The following is a 25751-nucleotide window of genomic DNA, read 5'->3' as shown; positions in this document are numbered from 1 at the left end:
AGAGAATTATTGGGATCGCGCTGATGATATCCACCTATCTTGGTTACACGGTCGCGACCAGGAATATGGCGACGACGCTCAATCAGGTAGCGTCCCAGTCGCAGAGCAAGCGTCAGATCGACTACTACAATGCCAATATCGGCAAGGTAACCAATGTCGATGACTTCATGGGCGACTATCAGCTCTATAGCTATGCGATGGAAGCATACGGCCTGTCGGACATGACCTATGCCAAGGCCTTTATGAAACAGGTGCTGACCAGCGACCTCAGCGATTCCACCAGTTTTGCCAATAAGCTGACCGATCCGCGCTACAAGGAATTCGCCGCCGCGTTCAATTTTGGCACGGGCAGCTCCTCGACGGCGCAATCCAGTACCCAGGAAGACGATCTGATCGGCCTTTACAATCAGTCCTTTACGACTGAGGCAACGAATGCGCAGACCGAAACGACCTATTTCAGCCAGAATATCAGCAGCGTTAAGACCGTCGACGACCTCCTGGGCAACAGCCGCCTGAAAAACTACGTGCTGCAGGCCTATGGCCTCGATCCGACCTATACGTCGAATTCGTTCCTGAAGCAGATGCTGACGAGCGATCTCAGCGATCCCGACAGCTTCGTCAATCAGAACGGCAGCGCCGCCGACAAGGCGATCGTCGCGGAATTCAATTTCAATGCCGACGGAACGGTGAAGACCTCGACGGCTGATGCCGATACGACCTACTACGAAAACCATATCAGCACGATCACGTCCGTCAGCCAGCTCACGGCCGATCCCAAGCTGTTCAACTATGTCAAAACCGCCTTCGACATTCCGGCCTATATCACCGCGACCCAATTCAACGCCGCCGCCAAGGATGCAAGTGTTGCGGCGACGAAGGGGCTGACCGATGTCATGGCGCAGTTCAATTTCCAGAGCGACGGTACCGTCGCGAGTGGTTCGCAAGCGCAGACATCGGCTCAGATCAGCGCCACGACGGACGCCTATGCGACGAATTATAAGGGCGGCCCGCAGACGCTCGGCCAAATGGCCGATGTCATGAGCGCTTACAATTCCGCGGTTCCCTCGTACACGACGGATGTCGGCGCCAACGACAACGACCTTTATTACAAGGAGCATATCGGCTCCATCACCACCGTCGACGAACTGACGTCGGATACTCGCCTGTTCGACTATATCAAGACGGCCTATGGGATCGACGCGGATACGCCTGCGGTCGTGCTCAAGAATGCTTTTTCGAGTTCTTCGACCGCGGCCATCTTCGGTCTCACCGATGTCGTCTCGCAGTTCAATTTCCAGGCTGACGGCACCCTTGCCTCGGGTGACACGGCGCAATCCCAGACGGCGATCGATGCCGCGTCGACGGCCTATATGAAGAACTACCAGACGTCGCAGACGTCCTTGACCACCAAAGCCGTCAGCAACTACCAGACGCGCATCGCCGCAGTGAAGACCATTGACGATTTCTTCGCCACCAATGCCACGGCCGATAGCGATACCAGCAACGACAGTCTTCCCGAACTCTACCAGATGGCGATGCGCGCTTATGGCATCAGCCCGGACGAGATGACGAAGACGCAGATGAAGAAGATCCTCGAAAGTGATCCCTACGATCCGAAGAGCTATGTCAATTCGCTCAAGGACACGCGCTTCACCAATCTCGCCAAAGCCTTCAATTTCGACAGCGACGGCAAGCTGAAACCGCCGGTCCAGGCCTTGTCGCAGACGCAGATCAACAGCTATGTCTCGGAATATTCCAGCCGCAGCAAGATCGGCCTGACGGGCGCCGAGCTGACCAAGGCCACCAGCGACGCCAAGGATGCCGGCACCTATTTTGCGACGAATATCGTCAAGGTCACCAGCGTCACCGATCTTCTCGCCGATAGCAAGCTCACCGACTACATCCTGAAGGCCAACGGCATCGATCCGAAGACGGTCGACACCGCGACGCTGAAAAAGGCCTTCGCCTCCGATCCGAGCGATTCGAAGAGCTTCATCAACACGGATGACGGCGCGCAGTTCAAGAGCATCGTCAATGCCTTCAATTTCGACACGGACGGTAATCTGACCAACACGAAATTGGGGACGGCGCAAAATCAGGGCACGATTGCCGATACGAACGACCTCTTCCTGCATCAGACCCTTGAGGATCAGGAGGGAGAAACCAATACGGGCGTGCAACTGGCGCTTTACTTCCAGCGCAAGGCTCCGGATATCAGCTCCATCTACGATATCATGGGCGACACCGCCCTCTATCAGGTCATCACCACGACCTATAGCCTGCCGAGCTCGATGTCCTCGATGGATGTCGACACCCAGGCCAAGCTGCTTGCCAAATTCGTCGACGTCAGCGATCTGCAGGATCCGACCAAGGTCAACAAGCTCCTGCAGCGATTCTCGGCGATGTACGATCTGGCGAACAACACCACCTCGTCGACATCACCCGCGCTCTCGATCCTGACGAGCTCCTCCTCAAGCGTCGGCATCAGTGCCGATACGCTGCTGTCGATCGCGCAGCTTTCCTCCACCAAGTAATCAATCCCACAAAAGATCTCCGTCGATTCGCGTCGCTTTCCCGGCGACGTGGAGCCAATCGGCGTGCCTGTTGCTGTCGTGCCGCTATGGGCCGCTCCCTTGGGCCGGCGATGCGGAATAAGTGCATTCTACGACGATCAGAAGGAACTTATTAACCGTCTTTGCCCTATTCGATTTGGGAAGCCATCGGCAATATCAATGACTGGGTTGCAGGTCTCATGCGTCTTTCCCGAACGAACATTTCGAATGCTGCAAATGGCTCCCAGCCTGAAGGCGAGCTTGACCCGGAACAGGTCGCGGAAGAAGCCCGCCGTGCCGAGCAGATCGCTGCTCGCCGCGCATTCCTGGAAGAAAAAATCCGCACCGTCCGCGAAGCCAAGCGCCAGGCCGAAGAGCGCCGCCGCGCAGAAGAGCGGCGGATTGCCGAAGAGGCACGCTTGCGAATCGCAGCCGCGCCAAAGCCGGTCGTGGAGGCCCTGCAGGCGAGCACCGTGGCTGCCAGCGGGCCGATCATGCCCGTTACACCGCAGGGTATCTCGGCCGAGGAGCTTGCCTCGCCCGGCTGGCAGAACGCCTTCCTGATGGGGCCGAACGTCCGCTTCACCCGAACGCGGGAGAACGAGATCGTCAGCCGGCGCGCACCAGCGGAGCCCGTACCTGTCCTCGTGCCGCCGGCCGCGAACCATGCCGCGATGCGGGTCATGGAACCGCCGGTGGTCGAATCACCGGCGCCGATTGTCGCTCGCCCGGCGGAACCGTCGGTCGAATTCGATCTGCCGCCATGGGAGGGCGCGCCGTTTGCGGCTGAAGCCTACCAGCCCACCGTAATTCAGAACTCTCCGGCGACTGCGCCGGACGCATTGGAGACGACTGTCATCGCTACCGCATTTTATAAGGCTCCCGCGACCGCGCTGGATGCTTCTCCGTCATTGCCGAAAATTGCAGAATTCGTTGCCGCGCCTGTCGTCGAGTCGCGGCTCGCCCATCTCTCCGATTTCGCCTTCTGGGACGCCATGCCCTTCGAGGGAGAATTCGTGTCCGCCATCAAGGGGACGCTGGCCCAGCCGGTGCTCGTTCCCGAGATCCAGGCCGAGGTCGAATCAATCGTCGCGAAATTCCGCGTCGTCGAGTGCCGCCGCCCGTCACTCGTTGTTGAAGCACAACAGGAAGCCCCGGTCTCGCCGGTTGTCGCAGTCGTTGCTCCGGTCGAATCCCAGCCGACCCCGATTAATCCGTTCGTTATGGATGAGCTTGCCGCGTTAGAGGCCATTGCCCTGGCGCCCGTGGTACCGGCAGCGATCGAGGCGGTCGCTCCCGTCGCTGTGAAGCCGGCAGCGATGGAGCCCGCAGCCTTCGTACCGCCCGCCTTCGTCACCGCCGTCTTTGCCAATGAGGCCGAGGCTGCTGCTGCGCCCAAGGTGGCTCCAGCCAAGCCGGCTCCGGTCATGGTCGTCGCTCCGATGCCGGTGAAGGCATCGGTGCCGCCGGTCGCGGCAGCCGTTGTCGAAGCAGCACCCGTCATTCCCGCCGTCGAGGCCGCCAAGCAGCGCCTGATCGATCCGCCGCCGTCGCAGATCACGCCGCGCAGGCCGAACGCCATGACCCCGCCGGAATGGCGGCCGATCGCCCGTAGCGGCGAGGGCGAATATGAACTGCCGCCGCGCGAACTGCTGCAGGAACCGGTCGCCCGACCCGGCGTGATCATGACACAGGAAACGCTGGAGCAGAATGCCGGCCTTCTCGAAAGCGTTCTTGAGGACTTCGGCGTCAAGGGCGAGATTATCCATGTCCGTCCCGGCCCGGTGGTCACGCTTTACGAATTCGAGCCGGCCCCCGGCGTCAAATCCTCGCGCGTCATCAATCTCGCCGACGATATCGCTCGTTCGATGTCGGCGCTCTCGGCCCGCGTCGCCGTCGTTCCCGGCCGTAACGTCATCGGCATCGAACTGCCGAACGTCATTCGCGAGACCGTCTATTTCCGCGAGATGATCGAATCCGCGGATTTCGAGAAGAGCGGCTACAAGCTGGCGCTTGGTCTCGGCAAGACCATCGGCGGCGAACCCGTCATCGCTGAACTCGCCAAGATGCCGCATCTGCTGGTCGCCGGCACCACCGGCTCGGGCAAGTCCGTCGCCATCAACACCATGATCCTGTCGCTGCTCTATCGGATGACGCCGGAGCAGTGCCGCCTGATCATGGTCGATCCGAAGATGCTCGAACTTTCCGTCTATGACGGCATCCCGCATCTGCTGACCCCTGTCGTTACCGACCCCAAGAAGGCCGTGATGGCGCTGAAATGGGCGGTGCGCGAGATGGAGGACCGCTATCGCAAGATGTCGCGCCTCGGCGTGCGCAATATCGACGGCTACAACAGCCGCGTCGCCCTGGCCCGCGAAAAGGGCGAGACGATCCACGTCATGGTCCAGACAGGCTTCGACAAGGGCACTGGCGCTCCGATCGAGGAGAGCCAGGAAATGGACCTGACGCCGATGCCCTACATCGTCGTTATCGTCGACGAAATGGCCGACCTTATGATGGTCGCCGGCAAGGAAATCGAAGGTGCGATCCAGCGTCTGGCGCAGATGGCCCGCGCCGCCGGCATCCATCTGATTATGGCGACGCAGCGTCCCTCCGTCGACGTCATCACCGGCACAATCAAGGCGAACTTCCCGACGCGTATTTCCTTCCAGGTGACGTCGAAGATCGACAGCCGCACGATCCTCGGCGAACAGGGTGCCGAACAGCTCCTCGGTCAGGGCGACATGCTGCACATGGCCGGCGGCGGCCGCATCTCCCGCGTCCACGGTCCCTTCGTCTCGGATGAAGAGGTCGAAAAGGTCGTCGCGCATCTGAAGACGCAAGGCCGTCCGGAATATCTCGACACGGTCACCGCCGACGAAGATGAGGAAGAAGACGAAGAGGACACCGCAGTTTTCGACAAGGGCGCGATCGCCTCTGAAGACGGCGACGATCTCTACGAACAGGCAATCAAGGTCGTCATGCGCGACAAGAAGTGCTCCACCTCCTACATCCAGCGCCGCCTCGGCATCGGCTATAACCGCGCCGCCTCGCTCGTCGAACGCATGGAAAAGGACGGCCTCGTCGGCCCGGCCAACCATGTCGGCAAGCGCGAGATCATCTCGGGCAACCGGAATGGCGGCGGGCAGGCAGCGCAGCCGAGCAATGAGGATTTTGATTGATCCAGCAGGGGGATGATATTGGCCGCGGTAGTCGCGGAGAGTGTTCACCCCCCTCTGTCACTTTGTGACATCTCCCCCACAAAGGGGGAGATCGTTGAGAGCATGCTGCACCGCCTAACCAAGGGAGCATGCTTTGGTCTCTGCGGATACGATGTTCGTTTGAGGCAAGGTGACGCTGCGAGTTACCAATCTCCCCCCTTGTGGGGGAGATGTCACGAAGTGACAGAGGGGGGTATCAGAGGCTCGGCATGCTCAGAGCTAAACTCTCGGCGCGCAAAGCCTCTCACACCTTCAAAACCTTCCCCGGATTCATCACTCCCGCCGGATCGAACGCCGTTTTGATCCGGCGCATCAGATCCATCTCGATATCCGAGCGGATCGAGGCCAGCTCGTCGCGCTTCAATTGGCCGATGCCGTGTTCGGCGGAAATCGAGCCGCCGTGCTTCAGCACCAGTCCATGGACGATCTTGTTCATGTCGTGCCAACGGCTGATGAATTCTTCCTTGTCGGCGCCGACGGGCTGGGAGATGTTGTAGTGGATATTGCCGTCGCCCATATGGCCGAAGGCGCAGATGCGGGCGCCGGGCAGGGCCGCCATCACAGCCACCTCGGCTTCAGCCATGAATTTCGGGATCTGTGCGACCGGCACGGAGACATCGTGCTTGATCGAGCCGCCCTCCGGCTTCTGCGCGTCCGACATGCTCTCGCGCATGTGCCACAGCGCCTTCTGCTGTGCCTCTGAGCTGGCGATAGTTGCATCCTGGATCAGTCCGGCCTCATAGCCCTGTTCCAATAGCGTCGTCATCATCCGCTCGGCAGTCTCGGCCGAATCTGAGGTGGAGACGTCGATCAGCACATACCAGGGATGCGCCGTTTCCAGGGGATCGCGCACGCCTGGGATGTTGCGTGCGGTGAATTCGACACCGATGCGCGGCATCAGTTCGAAGCCGGTCAGCGCCGTGCCGCAGAGGCCGGACGCGTTCTTGAACAGGGTCAGCGCATCGTCGACCGACTGGATGCCGGCAAAGGCCACTTGATGGCCGAGCGGCTGCGGGAAGAGTTTTAGCACCGCGCCGGTGATCACGCCGAGCGTGCCCTCGGCGCCGATGAAGAGATCGCGCAGGTCGTAGCCGGTATTGTCCTTCTTCAGGCGGCGCAGCCCGTTCCAGATTTCGCCGGTCGGCAGTACGACTTCCAAGCCGAGGCAAAGCTGGCGCATGTTGCCATAGGCGAGAACGGCGGTGCCTCCGGCATTGGTGGAGAGGTTGCCGGCGATGCGGCAGGAGCCTTCCGAACCGAGGGTCAGCGGAAACATGCGGCCATGCTCCGCCGCCGCCTTATGCACGTCGGCGAGGATGCAGCCGCCATCGACGACCATGGTGTTGCCGATGGGATCGACATCACGGATGCGGTTCATCCGCTCCAGTGACAGGATGATGTCGGAGCTGCCCTCGCGTGGCGTCTGGCCGCCGACAAGGCCGGTATTGCCGGTCTGCGGTACGATCGCCGTACCGGTCTCGCTGGCAAGCTTCAGGATCGCCGAAACCTCCTCCACGGAGCCGGGCTTCAAGAGCATCGGCGATGCGCCATGATAGAGCCCACGGTTCTCGACCAGATGCGGGGCGAGATCCGCTGCCTCCCGCAACGCGTGCTTTTCGCCGACGATGGCGGCGAAGCGATCGAGAAGGGCGGAGGAGGGGGCGGCGCTGCTCATGGCGTGTCCTTTACCGAATTGCGTGTGGTCGGATTTACTCTCTCGGCGCGGCCGCGCGCTGCAGCCGGTCGTTGATGGCCTCGCCGAGGCCTTCGTCGGGAATGCTGGAAAAGGCGATGGTCGCAGCACCGCTGGCATCGGCGCGCTTCATGAAGTCGAAGAGATTGGCGGCGGCTTCAGCAAGATCGCCGGACGGGCTGAGGTCGAGCACGACGGCCGCCGTCTCGATCCCGGCAATATCGGGCTTGCCGAAACGGATCAGCGCTTCGCCGGAGGAAACTGCGGTCGCGTCGAGCCGCACAGCGGCACCCGGCGCATAATGGGAAGCCAGCATCCCCGGTGCTTCGATGGCTGCCGACGCACCATTCTTGCGCTTGAGCGATTGGCCCGCGACCCGCTCGATCTCGTCTGCCGCCAGCCCGCCGGGCCTGAGCAGGCGCATCTCGCCGTGCTCGACCTTGACGATGGTCGACTCGACGCCGACGACCGAAGCCCCGGCATCGAGGATCAGCGAAATCCGCTCGCCGAGATCGTCATGGACATGATCGGCACTAGTGGCGCTGATCTTGCCGGAGGTATTGGCGCTGGGGGCGGCAAGCGGTCGTCCGAAGGCGCGGATCAGCTCGCCGGCAAAGCCCTGCGGTATCCGGATGCCGACCGTATCGAGCCCGGCGGTCGCCAGCGGATGAATGTCGCTTTCCGGGCGCAGCGGTAAAACCAGCGTCAGCGGACCGGGCCAGAAGGCTTCCGCCAGCTTTCGCGAAACGGGATCGAAGATCGCGTAGCGCTCGGCCATGGCGAGGTCGCTCATGTGGCAGATCAGCGGATTGAAGCGTGGCCGTCCCTTGGTCTCGTAGATACGGGTGATGGCGGCGGGGTTGGTGGCGTCGGCGGCGAGCCCGTAGACCGTCTCGGTCGGCAGCCCGATCGGCAGACCTTCGGCGAGAGTTGCCGTTGCCGCCGCTATTGCCGCCTCTGGATGCTGGAGAATGTCTATATGTCGCGCCATGGCCTGACCGATTGCCGTTCAGGCCGTTCTTATGCTTTTCAAGTTTGGGGATCAATGATCAAAGCTGGCGAATGATGTCGCGGAGCTGTTCGTTGCGCGCGCCGAGCAGCAACACATTGCGGATGGCGATCTGCGGATCGTGTGTGTGGAAGAGCACGCCGTTGCCGCGCACCTCGCGATTGATCGTCAGCTTCTTCTTCGAAGCGTCCTCATCCGGCCTTATAGCGACGGCGAAATACATCCGCGAATATTTCAGGCTGATGTCTTCGAAGAAATTATCGTTCTGGCCGAGGCGGGCGAAGAAATTGGCGATGTAGAAAGCCCAGCTCACTTCCTCGTACTGCGCAAATTGCGTCCGCGCGGCGGTGACATGGCAATAGCCGAGATGCGGTGTGTCCCTGAGCGTGTGATGGAAAATCAGTTTCGGAAAGCGGATCGACTGGTGAAAGCTATTGAGCCGGCCATGGGTTGTCTCGCCGGCGTTTCTGAGCTTGGTTGCCGTGCGTTCGGCCACTTCCTCGAAGGTGAGGTAACGCCGTTCTTCGGCGAGCCAATGCGTCTTGTCGCGATTGATACGCCCGGTGCGCAGGAATTCCGTATACCCCGGTGCCGGCAGCGTCGGCTCCGGGTCGGCGGGTTTCTTGGCATCGAAATATCTGAGCTTTGCCATGCCGGCTCGCGATGGAGATCTGGATACCGAATGATAGATCATCTAGCTTGAGCCGGGCTTGCTGATGGATCGCTGAAGAGGACCAGAACCATGCCCGGCATTACCGATCTCAAGCTGCTGCTTGCCGGCATGAAGCCGGATCTCGTCGAGGGCGAGTTCGTCTATTGCAGTGTGCCGGCCTCGTCGCTGGCGGATTACATTCATATGAATCCGGTTGGACTGTTTCAGGAAAGGGAAGGTGTGACGCTGATCCTGCCGGTCGAGGTGGCCCGACAAGCGGGGCTCCCGGCCGAGCCTGCGATGCGGATGATCACCCTCGACATTCACTCCTCGCTGGAAGCCGTGGGTCTCACGGCTGCGCTTGCGACGGCGCTGGGAAACGAGAGGATCAGCGCCAATGTCGTTGCCGGCTATTACCATGATCATATCTTCGTGCCGGCGGCCGATGCCGGGCGCGCAATGGCGGCACTGCAGGCGCTTTCCGTCGTGTAATATCCGCTCTGAAGCCTGTTCGCTGACGGGTCTGTCGCAATTAAGACAAGGCGCCGCGGACGCAGAGAGGCCGGCGCGGGAAACGATGCTCTTCACAGGAGCATAAGGATTTGAATTATCTTCCGATATTTCGGCCGCGAGGTCTCTGCGAAACTCTTCTTGGGCCTGTCGTCAATTTCGAAGCGGATGTCGCATTGCAGCAGAGCGGCGAGAGGGGCGCAGATTATGATGGTATCAATCTCAAGGTGCCGCCCGCTAGGGGGGCGGAGAATTGGGAAGCCGGTCGAAATCCGGCGCTGCCCCCGCAACGGTGGTGGAGTAAGGCATGGCGAATGAAGCCACTGGGCTTAAGACAGCCTGGGAAGGTGCCATGGGGTCCTTTGGGGGACCGCTCCAGAGCCCGGAAACCAGCCTTGGGGAGACTGATTTACTGACCGCGGCGGGCGGTCGGGACATTGCGTTGCGGTCGTTCGCGGCCGATCGTGCATGTCCTCTGCCTGCTGATCGCTACCGCGCAAGGATAGGCAAATGGACATCAGCAGCAACGTTTTGCGGCAATTGAAGAACCGCCGCGAGGGCTTCAGCCTGGAGCAGCCCTTCTACACCGATCCGGATTATTTCAAGCTCGATATGGAAATGATCTATTATCGCGACTGGCTGTTCATCGGCCATGATTGCGAAGTGCCGCGCGCCGGCAACTATTTCACCGTCCAGATCGGCGATTATCCCGTCGTCATCGTTCGTGGCCGCGATCAGGTCATCCGCGCCTTCCACAATAGCTGTCGCCATCGCGGCTCGCGCGTGTGCACGTCCGAGCGCGGCTCTTCGGCAAAGCTCGTCTGCCCCTATCATCAGTGGACCTACGAACTGAACGGGAGCCTGCTCTTTGCCCGCCATATGCCGGAGGATTTCGACAAGAGCGAGTTCTCGCTGAAGCCGGTCCATTGCGAAAGCATTGGCGGCTATATCTTCATCTGCCTTGCAGATCAGGCGCCGGACTTTGCGCCGTTCCGCGCCATGGTCGAGCCCTATCTCGTCCGCCACCGCCTCGGCGAGACCAAGGTCGCCTTCGAAAGCACGATCATCGAGAAGGGCAACTGGAAGCTCGTCTGGGAAAACAATCGCGAATGCTATCATTGCGCGGCCAATCATCCCGAACTCTGCCGCACCTATCCGGAAGCACCGAGCGCGACCGGCGTGCAGGGCGCCAAGGACGATCCGGTGATTTCGGAGCATTGGGCGAAGTGCGAGGCGGCGAATCTTCCAAGCGAATTCCGCATGTCGCCGTCCGGCCAGTTCCGCGCCGCACGCATGCCACTCATCCAGGATGCCGAGAGCTACACCATGTCGGGCGCGCGCGCCGTGCAGAGGCCGCTCTCCAACGATGTGCTGGAAAGCCATATCGGCACCTTGCTGCTCTTCCACTATCCGACGACGTGGAATCATGTGCTCGCCGACCATGCGATCACCTTCCGCGTGCTGCCGCTCGGTCCCGAGCAAACGCAGGTCACGACCAAATGGCTCGTCAACAAAGATGCGGTCGAAGGGGTCGACTATCGTATCGACGAACTCACCCACGTCTGGACCGAGACCAACGATCAGGACCGCCGGATCGTCGAGGAAAATGCCTTCGGCATCCGCTCGCCCGCCTACCAGCCCGGCCCCTATTCGCCGGAAGATGAAGGCGGCGTGATGCAGTTCGTCGAATGGTACGCGAATTTCATGATCAACCGGCTGCAGGGCGATCAGGCCAAGCTGTCGGCGGTTGCCTGAGTTATGAACATGACCGTCTCCCTCCGCCATCAGCACCTGGACCAGATGAAGCCCTGGAGCGACAGGCAGCATCTGCTCGAATGCCTTTCGGCAACGCCGGAAGCACCCGATGTGATGACCTTCACCTTCCGCTCCGACAAGGACAACTGGTTCCGCTATCTGCCGGGCCAGTTCGTCACCCTGGAGCTGCCGGCGGCTGCGGAGCCGGTCATGCGTACCTATACGCTGTCCTCGACCCCGTCGCGCCCGCTCTCGGTCGCCATTACGGTCAAGGCGCAGAAGGACAGCATTGGCACGCGCTGGATGTTCGAGAACCTGAAGCCCGGCATGCGTGTCAAGGCTTTCGGTCCGCTCGGCGATTTCAGCCATATCCGTCATCCCGGCGAAAAATATCTCTTCGTTTCCGCCGGCTCCGGCGTCACGCCGATGATGGCGATGACGCGCTACATGTCCGATACCGCGCCGCTATCCGACATCACCTTCATCAATTGCTCGCGCAGCCCCGCCGACATCATCTTCCGTTCGGAGCTGGAATATCTCGCGCGCTTCATGCCGAACCTCGATCTCGGCTTCATTGTCGAAGGCTGTGGCCGCACCGATCTCTGGTCGGGGCTGAAGGGCCGCATCGACAAGGCGAAGATCGGGCTGCTGGCGCCCGATTTCATGGACCGCACGATCTTCTGCTGCGGCCCGGAAGTCTTCATGGACGCCGTCCGTTCCATGCTGGTAGCCCACGGCTTCGACATGACGCGCTATCATCAGGAAAGCTTCCAGCCGGCGCAGGCGGCAACGCCGCTGGCCGAAGTCAGCGATGACGCCTCGACGGAAGCGGCGACTTCGATCAGCTTCACCATGGCTGGCAAGGATGTTCCCTGTGCGCCGGGCCAGACGATCCTACAAGCCGCGCGCGGCGCTGGCGTGCGTATCGGCGCGGCCTGCGAGTCGGGCCTCTGCGGCACCTGCCGGGTGATGAAGCTCTCGGGCGAGGTCGAGATGAGCCACAATGGCGGTATTCTCGATGACGAGATCGAGGAAGGTTATATCCTCGCCTGCTGTTCGCGTCCTAAGACGGATGTGCAGATCGAAGCCTAAAAATCCTGGTAGTTCAATTCATTGATCTCGACCGGTTCCGAGCGGCGGGTAGATGCCGTGACGACGGGGTCGACCATTAATGAAATGAGTGTCTGCCGCGGACCATTGCAGCTCGGCGCCTTGGCGATCATCATGTCGGGCGCCGGCATCGGCTTGGTGGGCAGGAGATCGCCCTGTGGCCAGACCTTGGCCAGTTGCAGCTTGGTCATCGGCACGACGTTGACGTCGATGTCCTTCAGTGTTCCCGGCACCCTGTAGGGACAGCTCTTGTCCGAGCAATTGTCGGAGGAGGCAAACTGCCAGAGGGCATAAGTGTCCCAGTTGCCGAGCGGGAAAGTGCCCTTCACGTCGGATTTGTAGCGAGCATACCATAGCGGTAGCCGCGCCAGGATCGGGTAATCCTGGCGGTGGTCGGCGATGTATTGAGCGGTATTGTGGTTGGTATAGAGGATCGGATAGCGCCCGGTCCTCACCTTGATATGGCCGACGAAGACCTGCGCGTCGGAGAGCGACATATATCGCAGGACATCAAGGCCCTCGATATCGAGCACCATCAGTTCGTCCGGTTTCGGATCGGCGTAATCGAGAAAATGATTGGCCTGGTCGACCGGATTGCCGGGTCGTCCGAGATGATAGGCGCCCCATAGCAGCCCGTTCATTTTCGCCAGCATCCGCCGCGTCTGATAGAGTTCGCGGCTGACCGCATATTTGCGCCACATGGTCTTGCAGTGCGCGAAGGTGTCGCCGGCATGGTCGCCGGTGCAGCTGAAGCTCTCGGGCAGGCCGTCGGAAGCCTTGGAGATGAAGGCGGATATGCGCTTGTCCTGCAGGAGCTGCTCCCAGTCGATGGTATTCAGCTCGTAGGCATCGACGATGAGGGCGTTTTGCGGATCGGTCCAGGGTTGGCTTTCACCGGCCGCAAGCCTGGAGGCCAGTCCCAGCAATGCCAGGACCATCAGGAGACTGCAAATCAGAGGGTGAGTCTGCCGGTATCCCTTCATGAATTAAGGGTAAGGATGAGTGGTTAATCCCGGGTTAAGAATGAGATCGCTATAAATTTACCGTGGAGTCTGTGCATAAGGCCTTAAATTGGTGCATATTTAAGGTTGGACTAAATGTCCGCGCGACTTGTGGATGCGCAGAGCAGTAAGGGGAGCCGTCCCCGATACGGAACATTGTTTGCTTGAGCACAAGACAAGCCAGGGAATGGAGAAGTAAATGCTTGGTTTCCGTGCGAGAATTGCGACTATCGCTCTTTCGGCCGCCGTGGCTCTGACGAGCTTCACGCCGTCCTTCGCAATGCAGATGCCTGCCGCACCCGTTGTTGCGGCGGACAAGGCCGCGCCTGCCGGCGTCGAGCGGGTTCAATGGCGCGAGTATGGCGGCTACGGTGGTTACCGTGGCGGCTATTATCGTCGTGGCTACTATCGTGATGGTTGGTATGGCGGTCATCGTGGCTACCGGGACTATCGTCGCGGTTATCGCTATCACGAGGGCTACTGGTTCCCGCTGGCCGCATTCGGCGCCGGCGCCCTGATCGGCGGGGCGATCGCCAGCCAGCCGCGCTATGCGGCTCCGCCGCGCGCCGCTGGGGTCAATCCACGCCATGTCGATTGGTGCTACGCGCGCTATCGGTCCTACCGATCTTATGACAACACGTTCCAGCCCTATAACGGTCCGCGCCAGCAGTGCTACTCGCCCTATTTCTGAGCGAGAGATCAGGACCTGTCGAAACAAGCCGCCCGGTCATCCGCCGGGCGGTTTTTTCTTGGCCGATCGTCAGTGTCAGAGAATGTTGACCCGCTTCAGCAGCCACCAGGCGAGCACCATCGAGGCGATGATCAGGACAACGGCATATTCCGTGCCGGCGCCACCGCCTGAAAACGGCAGGCTCGATGTGTTCATGCCGAAAAAGCCGGTCACCAGTGTCGGCGGCAACAGGAGCGCCGTCATGATCGACAGAATGTAGAGGTGGCGGTTGATCTCGGAGGAGAGCTTCGAATCGATCTCTTCGTGCAGCAGGCGTGCACGCTCCTGTAGCGCATAGACGTCATGGTCGACCGATTCCAGCCGGCCGGTCAGCCGACCCGCGACATCCTCGAAGCCGAGCGGCATCTCCTCGTCGTCGGAGGCTGCTGCGCGCCGCATCAGCGTCAGCACTGTGCGCAGATGCCGATGCAGCCGCACGATCGTCCGGCGTACCGGCGCCAACCGCCGCCGCTCGTCGCGCGGCGCGTTGTCATAGACGAAATCCTCGATGAGGTTCAGCTCCTCGGTAATCTCGATGACCAGCGAGATCAGCGTGCGCTGGAACTCGACGACCAGCAGTTCGAAGAGGTCGATCGGGTTTGTGAATTTCGCGGCATTCTTCTCCACCGCCATGCGTACTCGCTCGACACTGCGCAGTGGCTGCAGTCGGGTGGTGATGAGGAAGCGGTCGGTGAACACGAAATGCAGCCAGCCGATGTCGCTCGTCTCCTGATCGAAGTCACGCTGGAAATCGACCAGCGTGCCGAACAGCATCTGCTCGTCGACGGTGATCGTCGCATGGGTTTCATGTGTGGTCAGAGCTGTGCGGGCCGGCTCGTTCAGTCCGGGGACCTCTTCGAGAAATGCGGCGACACGGGCGTCCACAAGGTTCAGGTGCAGCCAGACGAAGCCTTCGCCATCGAACAATCCCGTACGCTGCATGTCCTCGGATAGCCGTTCGGCCTTGCCCGCGCCGGGAGGGAAGCGGTAGGCCCAGACAAAACCCGGGATCCTGTTGGCTGTCGTGATCGTGTTCATGGCCGGAGGTTTCGCATTATCAAGAGGGTTGCCATAGTCATTGTTCATGACGATTGTTTATGCAAGTGCGGATGGCTGGGGGACAATCGCGCAGAATGGCGAAAATACCGCGGCTTTTATCGCCGAGACGGTCGGGCTCGTCGCAATTTTGATCCAACATCCGTTTCCTAAAATTGACGCTTACGTAAAAATCAATTAGCAATAGGCAACAAGCGGCTGATGGTCTGGGTGAGGTAGACTGTCGGCATCATCACTGCGGAGGAGATACCATGTACAAGGCGCCTGTCGAAGAAATCGCATTCACGCTGAAGCATGTCACCGGCATGGGCCAGGCCATGGAGGAGGGGCGTCTCGGCGACCTGAGCGGCGATGTCCTCGATGCCATCCTGACCGAGGCCGGCCGTTTCGCCGGCGACGAGATGGAACCGCTGGCCGAGATCGGCGACCGGCAGGGCGCCAGGCTTGTCGACGGCAAGGTGGTGTTGCCCGATGGCTGGGAAAAACTCTATCGCGACTGGATCGCTGGCGGTTGGAACGGACTGACCGCGCCGGAAGAGTATGGCGGACAGGGCCTGCCGCACATGCTCAATGTCGCGACGCTGGAAATGTGGAATTCTGCCTCCATGGCTTTCGGTCTCGCGCCGACGCTGACAATGGGCGCCGTCGAGGCACTGGTTGCCCACGGTAGCGCAGACCTCAAGAGCAAATATCTTGCAAAACTGGTGACTGGCGAATGGGCCGGCACCATGAACCTGACCGAGCCGCATGCCGGCTCCGATGTCGGTGCGCTGCGCACCCGCGCTGACCGCCACAACGATGGCACCTATCGCCTCTTCGGCCAGAAGATCTTCATCACCTGGGGCGACCACGAGGCCGCCGAGAACATCATTCATTTCGTACTCGCCCGCATTCCGGATGCGCCGGCCGGCACTCGTGGCATTTCGCTGTTCCTCGTGCCGAAATTCCTGGTCAATGACGACGGATCGCTTGGCGCCCGCAACGACTATTTCGCCCATTCGCTGGAACATAAGCTCGGCATCCACGGCTCGCCGACCTGCACAATGATCTATGGCGACGGCAAATACGGGGATGAGAGGGGCGCGGTTGCCTGGCTCGTTGGCGAAGAGAACAAGGGTCTCGCCTGCATGTTCACCATGATGAACAACGCCCGCCTTGCCGTCGGCATTCAGGGCGTGGCGATTGCCGAGGCCGCGACGCAGAAGGCCATTGCTTACGCAAAAGAGCGTACGCAGGGCAGGGCGCCGGGCACGACAGCTTTCGGCATGAGCCCGATCATCGAACATCCCGACATCGCCCGCATGCTGCTGACGATGAAGGCACTGACGCAAGGCTCGCGGGCCATCTGCTATGCCTGCGCCGAGGCGATCGACATGTCGCACCGCGATGCCGGGAAGGCGCGCTATTGGCAGGAGCGTGCCGCGCTGCTGACGCCGATCGCCAAGTCCTTCTCCACCGATGCCGGTGTCGACGTTGCCTCGCTCGGCATCCAGGTGCATGGCGGCATGGGCTTCATCGAGGAGACCGGCGCTGCCCGCCTGCTGCGCGACGCCCGCATCGCGCCTATCTACGAAGGCACCAACGGCATCCAGGCGATCGACCTCGTCACGCGCAAGCTGACCATCAGTAACGGCGACCAGGTGCGTGGTTTCATCACCGAATTGCGCGGGATCGCCGATGCCGTCGCCAAATCCAATCTCGACGGTTTCGGGCAGACGGCCGACCGGCTCAATGCCGCCATCACCGATCTTGAAACGGCAAGCGAATGGCTGCTGGCACAGCAGGCAGAGGGCCATGTGGCCGAGGCTTTGGCGGGGGCTACGCCCTATCAGCGGCTCTTCGGCCTCGTCTTGACGGGATGCTATCTCGCCAAGGGCGGCTTGGTGGATATCGCGGATGGCGACAGCGAAAAGCGCATCGCGCTCTGCCGCTTCGCCGCCGAAAACATGCTGGCCGAAACCGCCGCGCTCACCGATCGCGTCGTGACCGGCGCTTCCAGTCTTGAAGCCGCACGCATCGCTCTTGCCTGAGGACAAACATTTGACCGACCATATCCTGATTCAGCGCCCTGAGACCGCACCGCATGTGCAGGTCATCCGCTTCAATCGGCCGGAAAAGAAAAATGCGATTACCCGCGTCATGTATCAGACGATGACGGACGCGCTGCAGGCGGCGAATGAGGATCCGGATATCCGCGTCACCGCCTTTCTCGGCACCGAAGGCTGCTTCTCCGCCGGCAACGACATGGGCGATTTCCTGGCCTTCGCCATGGGCGGCAGCATGGGCCGAGAAGTGCTGGATTTCCTGGGCGCGCTTGCCACGGCAAAAAAGCCCATCGTCTCCGGCGTCGACGGCCTGGCGATCGGCATCGGCACGACCATCCACATGCATTGCGACCTGACCGTCGCCTCCGATCGCAGCCTGTTCAAGACGCCCTTCGTCGATCTCGCCCTTGTGCCGGAAGCCGCCTCCAGCCTGCTCGCCCCGCGCCTGATGGGCCACCAGCGCGCCTTTGCCCTGCTTGCGCTCGGCGAAGGTCTTTCCGCTGCGGATGCAAAGGATGCAGGCCTGATCTGGAAGGTGACGACGCCGGATGCGCTGGAAGCCGAAACCCTGTCGCTCGCCACCAGGCTTGCCGCCAAACCGCCCGAGGCGCTGCGGATCGCACGCAACCTGATCCGAGGCTCGACAGCGGACGTTCTCGCCCGCATCGACGAGGAGGCAACACTCTTTGCGGCACAACTGAAGAGCGCGGAGGCGAGGGCGGCGTTCGAGGCGTTTATGAAGCGTTGAGGCGGAGCCTCACTTCTCCAGTGCCACCACCACCTCGACATGCGAGGTCCAGAGAAACTGGTCGATCGGGGTTACCTTCGTGATCCGATAGCCGGCCTCCGTCAGGATGGCGAGGTCGCGCGCCAGTGTCAGCGGATTGCAGGAGATGGCGACGATTTTTTTGACGACGGAGCGAGCCAGTTCCTTGGTCTGGAACTCCGCGCCGGCGCGGGGTGGGTCGAAGATGACGGCGTCGTAGTTCTTCAACTCCTGCGCCATCAGCGGCCGGCGAAAGAGATCGCGGCGTTCGATCGAGACCGGCTTCAGCCCTTGCGTGTTGCGGGCAGCGTGGTCGAGGGCTGCCAGGGCCTTTTCCTCGCTTTCGACGGCGTGGACGCGACCGATGCGCGCCAGGCGCAGCGAGAAGGTGCCGCTACCGGCGAAGAGATCGGCGATGCGCTTTGCCTTGCCGATATGCGTGGCGACCAGCTCGACCATCGCCTCTTCGGCGGCCTTCGTCGCCTGGGTGAAGGCGCCCGATGGCGGTGAGATCTGCACGCCGCTGAAATCAATTATCGGCTTCGTCGTTTCGACCAGGACTTCGCCATTCAGCGAAACACGGCCAACGCCGCGAAGGGCAAGTACGGTCTCGATGGCGCTGCGCCGGTGCTTGTCGGAGAGGCCCTTGATACCATCGACGGCCAGATCGAGGCCGGTGAGCGTTTCGAGCACGGAGATGCGGAATGCCTCGGCATTGATGGCAAGCGCCGCGCCGACAGCCCTGATCGCCGGAAGTTGCGCCATGATGCCGGGCGACGCGATGGGACATTCTTCGATGGCGACGATGTGGTGGCTTTCGGCCTGATTGAAGCCGATCAGCATGTCCTTCTCGGTCTTGCGCGCGGCAAAGACGACACGCCGGCGCTCACCGGGGTGGGCTGCAATGAGGTCGTCGACCTCGGGCGTCAGCCCCTTGGAACGCAGCGCGTCGATCACCAGCTGGCGTTTGAAGGCGCGGTAGGGCGCATCGGCATAGTGTTGCAGCGTACAGCCGCCGCAGGTGCCGTTGACCCCATCCGGGCCGAAGTGCCGACAGTGCGGCTCCCGGCGGTCGGGCGAAGCCGACGCAATCGACATCAGCGTGCCTTCGCTCTTCACTCGAGCAATGGCGACAGTCTCGCCGGGCAGAGCGAAGGGCACGTAGATCGGTCCGTCCGCGCCTTGCACAATGCCGTCGCCTTGGGCGCCGAGCTTCTGGATGGTGACGGTTTCGGTGCTCATGGCTTGATCCCTGCAAGAAGAAATTCGTTGTTGCCGTCGCCACCCGCGATCGGCGAGGGGATAAGGCCGAGGCTGCGCCAGCCCATATCCTCGACAAGCCAGCGTTCCAGCTCCGCCGCAACGGCCGGAGCAGACGAGGGATCCTTCAGCAGGCCAGCCTTGCCGACCGCATCGCGTCCGGCCTCGAACTGCGGCTTCACCAATAGAGCCGCGCTCGAACCCGGCTCGGCGAGTTCAAGCGCCGGCGCCACCGCCAGTTTCAGCGAGATGAAGGAGACATCCGAGACAAGGAATGTGAAGGGCTTGCCGATATCCTCAGCCGTCAGGTTACGGGCGTTCAGCCCCTCCATACTGGTCACGCGCGGATCGGCCGATATGCGCGGATGCATCTGTCCATGGCCGACGTCGATCGCAGTGACGTGCTCGGCGCCCCGCAGCAGCAGCACCTCGGTAAAGCCACCGGTCGACGCGCCGACATCGAGACAGTGTTGTCCCTTGGGGTCGAGCTCGAAATGATCGAGCGCCGCCACCAGTTTCAGCGCCGCGCGCGAGACGTAATCCTGCGCTGGATCGTTAATCGCGATTTCGACATCTTCGGTAAACAGTGAGCCCGGCTTGGTCACAACCGTGCCGCCGACGGTCACAGTGCCGCGTTGAATGGCGTCGCGCGCCCGCGATCGGCTGGCGAAAAGCGAGAGGGCGACAAGAAGTTGGTCTAGACGTTGTGGTTCGGACATGGGCAGTCCATGCAGGGCAATGGGCGAGGTTGCAAGCGTTTTGTGCTGATGGCGGCAAATGTAGACGTAGACGCTATACTGATCCTCGATATGGCGCGGTGGAATAGGGTTTCCGTTTCGTCTCTTGCATCCCGCAAAATTAAATGAATTTAAAGCCGCGGCGTCTAACTATGCTTGTGATTGCGATCGTCCGGTTCGGGAACGATCGCCTGCCATGACGGCTTTGCGCCCTTTGCGCCCAATCATGCCTCTTCCCTGAATTTTCGAGCATCCGGCCGCGTGCTTCTCCGTGGGGTCGTCGATGCTTGCCAGGACCGGCGCTCAAGGAGGCGCTCGCCCATGTTTGCGAAGAACCTTTCTTTGAATGGCAAGCTTGCCATCACCTTTGCCGCTCTTATCGCTATTTTCGCTGGTGTCTGCGCATTCGTTTACACCAAGGAAGAGGTATCCGCCGGGGCTGCCGCCGAACAGGACAAGTCGCAGCAGCTCGTCAATCTGATCGACGATTCCTTGCAGGCCATGCTGGAGCAGGCTGTCAATCTGCGTGGCTTCCTGTTGTTGCGCAGCGATAGCACCTATGGCGGTATCTTCGAAAATCGCGACCGCATGCTGAAGAGCATCGACGCAGCCAAGGTGGTTGCGGCCGACGCGCCGGACCTGCTGCAGTCCATCGGCAGCATGCAGAAGGCGGCGGACCTCTATTTCCATCAGCTTGCCGAGCCGCAGTCGAAGGCCCGCAAGGAAACCGAGATGCCGCTCGACCAGATCGTCAAGATCGGCCAGAACGAGACCAAGGGCCAGCTTGATGGCTTCCGCGAGGCTGCGGGCAAGATCAAGCAGGCCGCACGTACCAAGGCCGGCGAGCTGGCGGCCATTCAGGACGACGCCAATGCCGACTTGCGCCTGACGCTGATCGTCGGCGGCATCGTGGCTTCGCTTGCCGCTGCCGTGCTGGCCTGGCTGCTGTCGCGCACCATCGTCCGCCCGATCGTCGGCATGACCGCTGCCATGGGTCGGCTTGCCGGCGGTGAGCACGCCATCGACGTCCCGGCCATCGGTCGCGGCGATGAAGTTGGTCGTATGGCCGATGCGGTTGTCGTCTTCAAGGAAGCGGCGGTTGAGAAACTGCGTCTTGCTGGCGAGACCGAGCGCATGCGCGGCGATGCCGAGCGCCAGCGCCAGATGAGCGATGAGCAGAAGGCGCGTGAAGACGATGAACTCCGCTTTGCCATGGGCGCCTTGGCCGATGGACTTGCCGGACTTGCCGCCGGCGATATCGCTGCACGTCTCGACCGCGCCTTCGCGCCGCAGTTCGATGGCGTTCGTGCCGATTTCAACAATGCGGTTGAGAAGCTGGAAGCGGCTCTGCAGTCGGTCGGCAGCAACGCATCGGCGATCAATGCTGGCGCCGGTGAAATCCGCTCAGCCGCTGACGACCTTGCTCGCCGCACTGAACAGCAAGCTGCCGCCGTCGAAGAGACCGCCGCCGCCCTCGAAGAAGTGACGACGACGGTTCGCGATTCGGCCAAGCGTGCCGAGGATGTCGGCCATCTGGTCGAGCGTGCGCGGTTGGGCGCCGAAAAGTCCGGAGACGTGGTGCGCAAGGCGGTTTCCGCCATGCAGCAGATCGAAAAATCCTCGGGCGAGATCAGCAACATCATCAGCGTCATCGACGACATCGCGTTCCAGACCAACCTGCTGGCGCTGAATGCCGGCGTCGAAGCTGCCCGCGCCGGGGATGCGGGCAAGGGTTTTGCCGTCGTCGCCCAGGAAGTGCGCGAGCTGGCGCAGCGTTCCGCCAACGCCGCCAAGGAGATCAAGGCGCTGATCACCACCTCGAGCGATCAGGTCAACACCGGTGTCTCCCTGGTCGGAGAGACCGGCAAGGCGTTGGAACTGATCGTCTCCGAAGTGCAGGAAATCAACCGCCACGTCGGAGCGATCGTCACCGCCACCCGCGAACAGTCGATCGGCCTGCAGGAGATCAACACCGCCGTCAACAACATGGACCAGGGCACGCAGCAGAATGCCGCCATGGTCGAGGAGCAGACGGCTGCCAGCCATTCGCTTGCCCGTGAGGCATCAGCGCTGAACGATCTGCTGCATCAGTTCCGCCTGAGCGGCCGGCCGGCCGAAGCCAAACGCCCGGTGGCCGCGTCGACGCAGTCGAGGCCCACGGTTTCGCCGGCGCGTGCGCTCGGCCGCACCGTCGCCAAGGCTTTCGGCGGCAAGGCAACCGCAGCAGCTGCTGCTCAGGATGAGTGGGAAGAGTTCTGATCTATCACCCTCCCCTTGATGGGGAGGGTCGGCACGGGCGTGCCAGGGTGGGGTGACGACGGCATACGCCGAAGTCTCGTTTCGCGGGAAATCACCCCCACCCGCCGCTTTGCAGCAACCTCTCCCCTCAAGGGGGAGGTAAACCTACCCGGCAGTCCCAACGATCCGGCTACGCCCCAATGCCTTGAACACCGTCTCGACGATGCCGCCATGGTCGAGGCTGGTAATGGCGTTCATAACTTCGGGCTTGCGCTGTTCGCCGAACCATTCTTTTCTACATCACAGCATGATCAGCGATGGAGAAAAGAATGGGACAGGTCGTCCGAATTCCGGTCAATGAACCCCAGAGGTTATTGGCTGTCCGCTCCCTGAATTCCATTCACAGCAGTCCGACGCCCGAACTTTCAGTCCTGGCCGAACTTGCCAAGGGCATTTTCGGCTCGCCCTATGCGGCAATCAATATCATCGACGAGGATTGGCAGCGGATCGCCGGCCAGGCGGGACTGAAGATTGCCGAATGTTCGCGTGGAATGTCGATCTGCACGCGGGTGGTTTTCGAGGACGAGCTGCTGGTCATCCCCGATCTGGCTGAGGATCCCGAACTGAAAGCCATGCCCTATGTCACCGGCGAGCCGCATTTCCGCTTCTACGCGGGAGCCCCGGTGCGGCTGGAGGGAGGGCTTGCCGTTGGCGCTCTCTGTATTCTCGATCACAAGCCCCGGCAGTTTTCCAAGGATGAATCGGAGAACCTCGCGCGTTTTGCGCAGGTGGCAAGTGCGCTTCTGCGTCTTCAAAAGACAAATCTGATGATGGGGATCGCCACGAGCGGCCTTCGCACCGCGGCGATGACCGATCCTTTGACCCTCTTTTTCAATCGATCGGCGCTGGTTTCGGTTGTCGACGATGCGCTCAATGCCGCAGTCGCCGTGGGGCGGGGTTTTGGTGCTCTCTATCTCGACATGGACGGTTTCAAGGCTATCAATGATAGCCTCGGCCATCACGTCGGTGACGAGGTTCTGTGCGAAGCCGCCCGGCGCATTCGCTCGGTTGTTCGCGCCGACGATATCGTTGTCCGCATGGGCGGAGACGAATTCGCGATATTCGTTCCCGATCCTCCCGACGCGAGTGCCCTGGTCTCGATGTCGGAGCGGCTGCTTTCCGCTTTCCGTGTGCCTTTCGAGATTGAGGGCAAATCCGTTGTCGCACGGCTCAGCGTCGGCGCTGCGATCGCGCCGCAGGACGGCACGACGCGAACGGAGCTGCTAAAGAACGTAGATAGCGCGCTCTATCGGGCAAAGGGAGCGGGCCGAGACCGCTTTGCAGTCTTCGCGCCCTGATGCGACGAACAGGAAATCCGGCGGATTGGTTGGTTCGGCAATGCAGAACCGATTCCTATCCAGCAGCCCCAACGATCAGGCTGCGTCCCAGCGCCTTGAACACCGTCTGAACGATGCCGGCGCGGTCGAGGCCGGCCATGGCGTTCATGACTTCGGGCTTGGCCTGTTCCACCCAGATGTCGGGCATGACCAGCGTGCGGATCTTCAGGCCGTTGTCGAGCAGGCCCTCGCTGGCGAGGAACTGCATAACCTGGCTGCCGAAGCCGCCGACCGAGCCTTCCTCGATGGTGATCAGCACCTCATGGTGGCTGGCGAGCTGGCGGATGAGATCGTGGTCGAGCGGCTTGGCGAAACGGGCGTCGGCAACGGTGGTCGGCAGGCCGGCGGCGTCGAGGTCTTCGGCGGCGGCCAGGCTGTCAGCGAGACGTGTCCCAAAGGACAGCAGCGCCACTTTCGAGCCCTGCTTGACGATACGGCCCTTGCCGATCTCGAGAATCTGCCCGCGTTCCGGCATCTCGATGCCGACACCTTCACCGCGTGGATAGCGGAAGGAGATCGGACCGAGATCATAGGCGGCGGCCGTACGCACCATATGTTTCAGCTCCGCCTCGTCGGCGGCCGCCATGACGACGAAGCCGGGCAGGGTAGCGAGAAAGGTTGTGTCGAAGGAGCCGGCATGCGTCGGCCCGTCGGCGCCGACGAAACCGGCACGATCGATTGGGAAGCGGACCGGCAGGCCCTGGATCGCCACATCATGCACAACCTGGTCGTAGGCGCGCTGCAGGAAGGTCGAATAGAGCGCGGCAAAGGGCTTGAAGCCCTCGGCGGCAAGACCTGCGGCAAAGGTCACGGCATGCTGCTCGGCAATGCCGACATCGAAACAGCGCTTGGGGAAAACTTCCTGCAGCTTGTCGAGGCCGGTGCCGCTCGGCATGGCGGCGGTGATGCCGACGATCTTGTCGTCGAACGTCGCTTCCTGCACCAGGGCATCGGCAAAGACGCTGGTGTAGCTCGGGGCATTCGGCTTCACCTTGGCCTGCGCGCCGGTGATGACGTCGAACTTGTTGACGCCGTGATACTTGTCGGCCGCCGCTTCGGCAGGGGCATAGCCCTTGCCCTTTTGCGTGACGACATGGATCAGCACCGGACCCTGCGCATTGTCGCGAACATTGCGCAGAACAGGCAGCAGATGGTCGAAGGAATGACCGTCGATCGGGCCGATATGGTAGAAACCCATCTCCTCGAACATCGTCCCGCCGGTGACATAACCCCGCGCATGTTCGACGGCGCGGGTAATCGCGCGGTCGACATTCTTGCCGAGATAGGCGGTCAGCTTCTTGCCGAGATCACGGAAGCCCATATAGGTCCGGCCGGAGGCAAGGCGCGCGAGATAGGCGCTCATGGCGCCCGTCGGCGGGGCGATCGACATATCGTTGTCGTTGAGGATGACGATCAGCCGGGCGTCGAGCGCGCCGGCATTGTTGAGCGCCTCATAGGCCATGCCGGCCGACATCGCCCCATCGCCGATGACGGCAATGACGCGGCGGTCGGTCTTGTCGAGATCGGCGGCAACCGCCATGCCGAGACCGGCGGAAATCGACGTGGACGAATGCGCTGCACCGAAGGGATCGTATTCGCTCTCCGCCCTGCGAGTAAAACCGGAAATTCCGCCTTCCTGGCGCAGCGTGCGGATACGGTCGCGCCGGCCGGTCAGGATCTTGTGCGGATAACATTGATGACCGACGTCGAAGATCAAGCGGTCGTTCGGCGTGTCGAAGACGTTGTGGATAGCGATGGTCAGTTCAACGACGCCGAGACCGGCGCCGAGATGTCCGCCGGTGCGCGATACCGCATCGATCATCTCGTCGCGGACTTCGCGGGCGAGTTGCGGCAGATCCCGGTCCTCCAGCTTTCGCAGGTCGGAGGGATAATGGACCTGATCCAGCAGGGGCGTCTCTGGCATGTGTGTCAAGGCTGGAGCCTCTTTCTTGCTATTCTTGGGCGGCGGCCCGCCTTTGCGTCAAAACAAATTGCGACGAAAGCCGACGAATTCAAGGA

At 61.6% G+C, this 25751-nt stretch carries 18 protein-coding genes and 1 riboswitch; of the genes, 10 read left to right on the top strand and 8 right to left on the bottom strand.

Annotated features, from left to right (window positions below; all coding sequences use genetic code 11):
- Nucleotides 1-23 precede the first annotated feature (23 nt).
- Nucleotides 24-2534: a DUF1217 domain-containing protein gene (locus PMI03_RS30480; protein WP_007703747.1), complete on the top strand. Its 2511-nt coding sequence runs from the start codon at nt 24-26 to the stop codon at nt 2532-2534.
- A 218-nt stretch (nt 2535-2752) separates the two neighbouring features.
- Nucleotides 2753-5734: a DNA translocase FtsK gene (locus PMI03_RS30475; protein ID WP_174005655.1), complete on the top strand. Its 2982-nt coding sequence runs from the start codon at nt 2753-2755 to the stop codon at nt 5732-5734.
- 283 nt (nt 5735-6017) lie between these two features.
- Here PMI03_RS30475 and PMI03_RS30470 read toward each other — a convergent pair whose 3' ends face one another.
- Genes PMI03_RS30470 through PMI03_RS30460 form a run of 3 tightly spaced genes read right to left on the bottom strand, consistent with a single transcriptional unit; the run spans nt 6018 to nt 9127 of the window.
- Nucleotides 6018-7448, bottom strand: coding sequence for an FAD-binding oxidoreductase (locus PMI03_RS30470; RefSeq protein ID WP_007703741.1), 1431 nt, complete (start codon nt 7446-7448; stop codon nt 6018-6020).
- Nucleotides 7449-7482: 34 nt separating this feature from the next.
- Nucleotides 7483-8457 carry an L-threonylcarbamoyladenylate synthase gene (locus PMI03_RS30465; RefSeq protein ID WP_007703738.1) on the bottom strand — a complete coding sequence of 325 codons (975 nt, stop codon included), beginning with the start codon at nt 8455-8457 and terminating at the stop codon, nt 7483-7485.
- 58 nt (nt 8458-8515) lie between these two features.
- A complete protein-coding gene (locus PMI03_RS30460; RefSeq protein ID WP_007703736.1) occupies nt 8516-9127 on the bottom strand; it encodes a DUF6656 family protein in 612 nt (203 codons plus the stop codon).
- A 90-nt stretch (nt 9128-9217) separates the two neighbouring features.
- On the opposite strand from PMI03_RS30460, the gene PMI03_RS30455 reads away from it, so the two are divergent.
- The 3 genes from PMI03_RS30455 (at nt 9218) to PMI03_RS30440 (ending at nt 12484) form a co-directional block, all read left to right on the top strand.
- Nucleotides 9218-9619, top strand: coding sequence for an ACT domain-containing protein (locus PMI03_RS30455; RefSeq protein ID WP_007703735.1), 402 nt, complete (start codon nt 9218-9220; stop codon nt 9617-9619).
- Nucleotides 9620-9845: 226 nt separating this feature from the next.
- A riboswitch (cobalamin riboswitch) is annotated at nt 9846-10050 on the top strand.
- Between the two features lie 97 nt (nt 10051-10147).
- The gene (locus tag PMI03_RS30445) at nt 10148-11392 is read left to right on the top strand and encodes an aromatic ring-hydroxylating dioxygenase subunit alpha (protein WP_007703733.1); all 1245 of its coding nucleotides are present in this window, start codon (nt 10148-10150) and stop codon (nt 11390-11392) included.
- A gap of 3 nt (nt 11393-11395) precedes the next feature.
- Complete coding sequence (locus PMI03_RS30440; protein WP_012651044.1) at nt 11396-12484, top strand: hybrid-cluster NAD(P)-dependent oxidoreductase; 1089 nt, start codon at nt 11396-11398, stop codon at nt 12482-12484.
- Here the strand turns inward: PMI03_RS30440 and PMI03_RS30435 are convergent.
- Entirely contained in the window at nt 12481-13485 is a 1005-nt protein-coding gene (locus PMI03_RS30435; protein WP_007703729.1) for a glycoside hydrolase family 25 protein, read from the bottom strand. The two genes, PMI03_RS30440 and PMI03_RS30435, sit on opposite strands and share 4 nt — an antisense overlap.
- A 217-nt stretch (nt 13486-13702) precedes the next feature.
- Between PMI03_RS30435 and PMI03_RS30430 the strand changes: the two genes are divergently transcribed.
- Nucleotides 13703-14194, top strand: a complete 492-nt coding sequence (locus PMI03_RS30430) for a BA14K family protein (protein ID WP_007703727.1) — start codon at nt 13703-13705, stop codon at nt 14192-14194.
- Nucleotides 14195-14269: 75 nt separating this feature from the next.
- Here PMI03_RS30430 and PMI03_RS30425 read toward each other — a convergent pair whose 3' ends face one another.
- Nucleotides 14270-15271, bottom strand: coding sequence for a transporter (locus tag PMI03_RS30425; protein WP_012651046.1), 1002 nt, complete (start codon nt 15269-15271; stop codon nt 14270-14272).
- Between the two features lie 269 nt (nt 15272-15540).
- Here PMI03_RS30425 and PMI03_RS30420 point away from each other — a divergent pair, with 269 nt between their 5' ends.
- Both PMI03_RS30420 and PMI03_RS30415 read left to right on the top strand, forming a co-directional pair.
- Nucleotides 15541-17319: an acyl-CoA dehydrogenase gene (locus tag PMI03_RS30420; RefSeq protein ID WP_007703721.1), complete on the top strand. Its 1779-nt coding sequence runs from the start codon at nt 15541-15543 to the stop codon at nt 17317-17319.
- Nucleotides 17320-17329: 10 nt separating this feature from the next.
- The gene (locus PMI03_RS30415; protein WP_007703718.1) at nt 17330-18082 is read left to right on the top strand and encodes a crotonase/enoyl-CoA hydratase family protein; all 753 of its coding nucleotides are present in this window, start codon (nt 17330-17332) and stop codon (nt 18080-18082) included.
- 9 nt (nt 18083-18091) lie between these two features.
- Here PMI03_RS30415 and PMI03_RS30410 read toward each other — a convergent pair whose 3' ends face one another.
- Nucleotides 18092-19342, bottom strand: a complete 1251-nt coding sequence (locus PMI03_RS30410; RefSeq protein ID WP_007703716.1) for a class I SAM-dependent RNA methyltransferase — start codon at nt 19340-19342, stop codon at nt 18092-18094.
- Complete coding sequence (locus PMI03_RS30405) at nt 19339-20079, bottom strand: TlyA family RNA methyltransferase (RefSeq protein WP_007703712.1); 741 nt, start codon at nt 20077-20079, stop codon at nt 19339-19341. The genes PMI03_RS30410 and PMI03_RS30405 overlap by 4 nt, the downstream gene beginning before the upstream one ends.
- A gap of 339 nt (nt 20080-20418) precedes the next feature.
- Here PMI03_RS30405 and PMI03_RS30400 point away from each other — a divergent pair, with 339 nt between their 5' ends.
- Together PMI03_RS30400 and PMI03_RS30395 are read left to right on the top strand one after the other, a co-directional pair.
- Nucleotides 20419-22356: a methyl-accepting chemotaxis protein gene (locus PMI03_RS30400; RefSeq protein WP_007703710.1), complete on the top strand. Its 1938-nt coding sequence runs from the start codon at nt 20419-20421 to the stop codon at nt 22354-22356.
- Between the two features lie 308 nt (nt 22357-22664).
- A complete protein-coding gene (locus PMI03_RS30395; RefSeq protein WP_007703707.1) occupies nt 22665-23693 on the top strand; it encodes a sensor domain-containing diguanylate cyclase in 1029 nt (342 codons plus the stop codon).
- 55 nt (nt 23694-23748) lie between these two features.
- On the opposite strand, the gene dxs is transcribed toward PMI03_RS30395, so the two are convergent.
- Nucleotides 23749-25665, bottom strand: a complete 1917-nt coding sequence (gene dxs, locus PMI03_RS30390) for a 1-deoxy-D-xylulose-5-phosphate synthase (RefSeq protein ID WP_007703705.1) — start codon at nt 25663-25665, stop codon at nt 23749-23751.
- Between the last annotated feature and the right edge of the window lie 86 nt (nt 25666-25751).

Source organism: Rhizobium sp. AP16 (assembly GCF_000281735.1).
GTDB classification, from domain to species: Bacteria; Pseudomonadota; Alphaproteobacteria; order Rhizobiales; family Rhizobiaceae; genus Rhizobium; species Rhizobium rhizogenes.
This window is presented reverse-complemented; position numbering and strand designations above follow the sequence as displayed.

Bases quoted from the DNA above. Each gene is read 5' to 3' on its own strand.
- PMI03_RS30400 (WP_007703710.1), top strand. From the start codon at position 20,419: ATGTTTGCGAAGAACCTTTCTTTGAATGGCAAGCTTGCCATCACCTTT.
- PMI03_RS30410 (WP_007703716.1), bottom strand. From the start codon at position 19,342: ATGAGCACCGAAACCGTCACCATCCAGAAGCTCGGCGCCCAAGGCGAC.
- PMI03_RS30475 (WP_174005655.1), top strand. From the start codon at position 2,753: ATGCGTCTTTCCCGAACGAACATTTCGAATGCTGCAAATGGCTCCCAG.
- PMI03_RS30465 (WP_007703738.1), bottom strand. From the start codon at position 8,457: ATGGCGCGACATATAGACATTCTCCAGCATCCAGAGGCGGCAATAGCG.
- PMI03_RS30435 (WP_007703729.1), bottom strand. From the start codon at position 13,485: ATGAAGGGATACCGGCAGACTCACCCTCTGATTTGCAGTCTCCTGATG.
- PMI03_RS30440 (WP_012651044.1), top strand. From the start codon at position 11,396: ATGAACATGACCGTCTCCCTCCGCCATCAGCACCTGGACCAGATGAAG.
- PMI03_RS30405 (WP_007703712.1), bottom strand. From the start codon at position 20,079: ATGTCCGAACCACAACGTCTAGACCAACTTCTTGTCGCCCTCTCGCTT.
- PMI03_RS30420 (WP_007703721.1), top strand. From the start codon at position 15,541: ATGTACAAGGCGCCTGTCGAAGAAATCGCATTCACGCTGAAGCATGTC.
- PMI03_RS30395 (WP_007703707.1), top strand. From the start codon at position 22,665: ATGGGACAGGTCGTCCGAATTCCGGTCAATGAACCCCAGAGGTTATTG.
- PMI03_RS30425 (WP_012651046.1), bottom strand. From the start codon at position 15,271: ATGAACACGATCACGACAGCCAACAGGATCCCGGGTTTTGTCTGGGCC.
- PMI03_RS30480 (WP_007703747.1), top strand. From the start codon at position 24: ATGATATCCACCTATCTTGGTTACACGGTCGCGACCAGGAATATGGCG.
- PMI03_RS30430 (WP_007703727.1), top strand. From the start codon at position 13,703: ATGCTTGGTTTCCGTGCGAGAATTGCGACTATCGCTCTTTCGGCCGCC.
- PMI03_RS30455 (WP_007703735.1), top strand. From the start codon at position 9,218: ATGCCCGGCATTACCGATCTCAAGCTGCTGCTTGCCGGCATGAAGCCG.
- PMI03_RS30470 (WP_007703741.1), bottom strand. From the start codon at position 7,448: ATGAGCAGCGCCGCCCCCTCCTCCGCCCTTCTCGATCGCTTCGCCGCC.
- PMI03_RS30460 (WP_007703736.1), bottom strand. From the start codon at position 9,127: ATGGCAAAGCTCAGATATTTCGATGCCAAGAAACCCGCCGACCCGGAG.
- PMI03_RS30445 (WP_007703733.1), top strand. From the start codon at position 10,148: ATGGACATCAGCAGCAACGTTTTGCGGCAATTGAAGAACCGCCGCGAG.